The sequence below is a fragment of the Rhizorhabdus sp. genome, from assembly GCF_018006725.1.
In the GTDB taxonomy this organism is placed as follows: domain Bacteria; phylum Pseudomonadota; class Alphaproteobacteria; order Sphingomonadales; family Sphingomonadaceae; genus Rhizorhabdus.
The window spans coordinates 1-2,721 of sequence record NZ_JAGMXV010000443.1; the positions used below are offsets into that span (position 1 = coordinate 1).

Genomic DNA, 2,721 nt, shown 5'->3' on the forward strand with positions numbered 1-2,721 from the left:
CGCTCGATCGTCTGCGGGCGCTGGGGGCACGGGTGCCGGCGCATGTCGGCAGGGTCGGCCTGTTCGTCGATCCCGACGACGCGCTGATCGACGAACGGCTGGCGACCGGCGCCATCGATCTGCTGCAGCTCCACGGCTCGGAGACGCCGGAGCGCGTGGCGGCCCTCAAGGCGCGCACCGGCAAGCCGGTGATGAAGGTGATCAAGGTGGCGGGGCCCGAGGATGTCGAGCGCGACATCGCCCTCTATGCCGGTGTCGCCGACCGGCTGATGTTCGATGTGGCCGGCGGTGCTCTGCCCGGCGGCAATGCCAAGGCTTTCGACTGGACGATCCTGACGGGCCGCAGCGTGCCGCTGCCCTGGATGCTCGCCGGTGGTCTCACGGCGGACAATGTCGCCGAAGCGGTGCGCGTCACGGGCGCGCCGACCGTAGACGTTTCCTCTGGTATCGAAGTGAGCCGGGGTGTGAAATCAATCGAATTGATTCGCGCCTTCCTCGACCGGGTGAAGGCGCTCTGAAGGGGGAGCCATGAAGGTCGAAAAGAAGCTCAAGGAACTCGGCATCGATCTGCCCAAGGCGACGACGCCGATGGGCAGCTACGTGAACGCCGTGCGTACCGGCAACCTGCTGTATTTGGCGGGCAAGGGCCCGGGCTTGCCGGGCCATCCGCTGCCGGTCGGCAAGGTCGGCCGCGACTTCACGGTCGAGGAGGGCTATGAGCACGCACGCTCGGTCGGCATCAGCATCCTGGCCGCGCTCAAGGCCGAGCTGGGCGACCTCGACAAGGTGAAGCGCGTGGTCAAGGTGCTGGGCATGGTCAATGCCGTACCCGAATTCGGCCAGCAGCCCGAAGTGATCAACGGCTGCTCCGACCTCTTCGTCACGGTGTTCGGCGAGCGCGGCCGCCATGCCCGATCGGCGGTTGGCATGGCCTCGCTACCGCGCGGCATTCCAGTCGAGATCGAGGTGATCGTCGAGCTTGAAAGCGCGCCCGCCCGCCGCGCTGCGGCACCACGGCCCGCCGCCAAGCGCAAAGCCGCGCCCAAGGCCAAGAAGAAGGCCGCCCGGAAGAAGAAACGCTAAGCGGCCGTCCGCACATTTTTCTCTCAAAGGCGCCTGAGGCTGAGGCCTTGGGCAATTCTCCTCCTCCCCATAGTCGAAGCGGGGAGAGGAGAAGGAGGTAGCTCGCGCCATCGCGCGGGCGCCTCGTTCGACTATTTACCAATGATTCCAGCCTGTTGAGCGTCGGTTGCGTTTTGCCGTCCTTCGTCGGCAAGCCCCCGTCGCGTGCTGCATAGATATTTTTCGTCTCCCTGCATTGTATACAATAGAATAATACAATAGAGTATCCATCAATTAGGGGGTGAGGCTGATGCCGTTTTGTCGAGGAGGGGTCTGTGGCGCGTACCTCGGCTGTTAAACAGATCGTTCTGACGCTGCGCCGCCGGCTGCTCGACTGGTCCTACCCGCCGCGCCATCAGCTGACCGAGGAGAGCCTGTGCGCCGAGTTCGGCGTCAGCCGCTCGCCGATCCGCCAGGCCCTGACCGAACTCGCTGCCGAAGGCTTGCTGGAGCGCGATCCGCATCAAAGCTACCGCGTGCGCCAGCTGTTGCTGGCCGACGTCGAGGATCTCTACGAGTTCCGCTTCGCCATCGAGGTTCAGGCGGTGCGGGGGCTCGCCCGAAACGGCTTGCCGAAGGATGTCGAAGCGCGGTTGCGCGACCAGTGGGCGAACCCCGAAAAGCTCGAGGACCTCTCCCGGCAGACCCTTGCCAGTCTCGACGAGGCTTTCCATGCCGACCTCGTCGCGGCCCATGGCAACCAGCTGATGATGGAGCAGATCCGGCGCATCAACGAGCGCCTCCATGCGTTCCGCGCGTTCGATTTCTCGCACACCGCCCGTGCGCAATCGACCGGCGACGAACACACCGCCATTCTTGATCGCATCGCCGCCGGCGATGAGACCGGGGCCGCCCAGGCGCTACGCCAGAACATCTCCAGCGGCCTCGACAACGTCGAGATCACCATCATGCATTTGTTGGCACGGTCTCATTCCTGCGTCGACAACAAGGAGAAACGGCATGGACGCCGCAGTCTCTAGAACCCGCCCCAAGCTTTGGACGAGCGGGGACATGAATGCCTTTTTCGGGTTGTTCACCAACGTCCTTCTGAACGTCCTGGTTCTTTCCTCCCTCTGTCTCGGCGTTGCAAAACTACCGAACGACATCGTCTTTGGGCGCATCCTGCCGGCCCTCGGCATTGCGTTGCCGATCGGCAATCTCTACTACGCCTGGCTCGCCTACCGGCGCGGCGTGGCTGACGGCCGCAACGACGTCGCGGCCTTGCCCTACGGGCCGAGCGTGCCGCAGATGTTCATCGTCACCTTCGTGGTGATGCTGCCGACCTATATCGCGACCAACGATGCCATCCTCGGTTGGAAGCTCGGTCTGATCTGGGCGATGATCGTCGGCGGCATCACGCTGTGCGGCATCCTGGTCGGCCCGGCGATCCGCAAATACACGCCGCGCGCCGCGATGCTCGGCACCTTGGCCGGCGTCTCCATCGCCTTTATCTCGATGCGCCCGGCCTTCCTGATCTTCGACACCGCCTGGATCGGGCTGATCTGCTTCATGATCGTGCTGATCTCGTGGGTCGGTCGCGTGCGCCTGCCGTTCGGCCTACCCGGTGGCCTGGTCATCATCGTGCTCGGCGGCCTGATG

General features: G+C 64.5%; 3 protein-coding genes and 1 pseudogene. All 4 read left to right on the top strand.

Annotation, left to right across the window (positions count from 1 at the left end; genetic code table 11):
* Positions 1–518: phosphoribosylanthranilate isomerase (locus tag KAY22_RS27530; protein WP_296626225.1), on the top strand; the 518-nt coding region annotated here is incomplete at its 5' end.
* A 10-nt stretch (positions 519–528) separates the two neighbouring features.
* Entirely contained in the window at positions 529–1,083 is a 555-nt protein-coding gene (locus KAY22_RS27535) for a RidA family protein (RefSeq protein WP_296626226.1), read from the top strand.
* A 314-nt stretch (positions 1,084–1,397) separates the two neighbouring features.
* Positions 1,398–2,102 (top strand): GntR family transcriptional regulator, encoded by a 705-nt coding sequence (locus KAY22_RS27540; protein ID WP_296401380.1) that lies wholly within the window; start codon positions 1,398–1,400, stop codon positions 2,100–2,102.
* 49 nt (positions 2,103–2,151) lie between these two features.
* Positions 2,152–2,721, top strand: a pseudogene (locus KAY22_RS27545) (hypothetical protein); the annotation flags it as partial.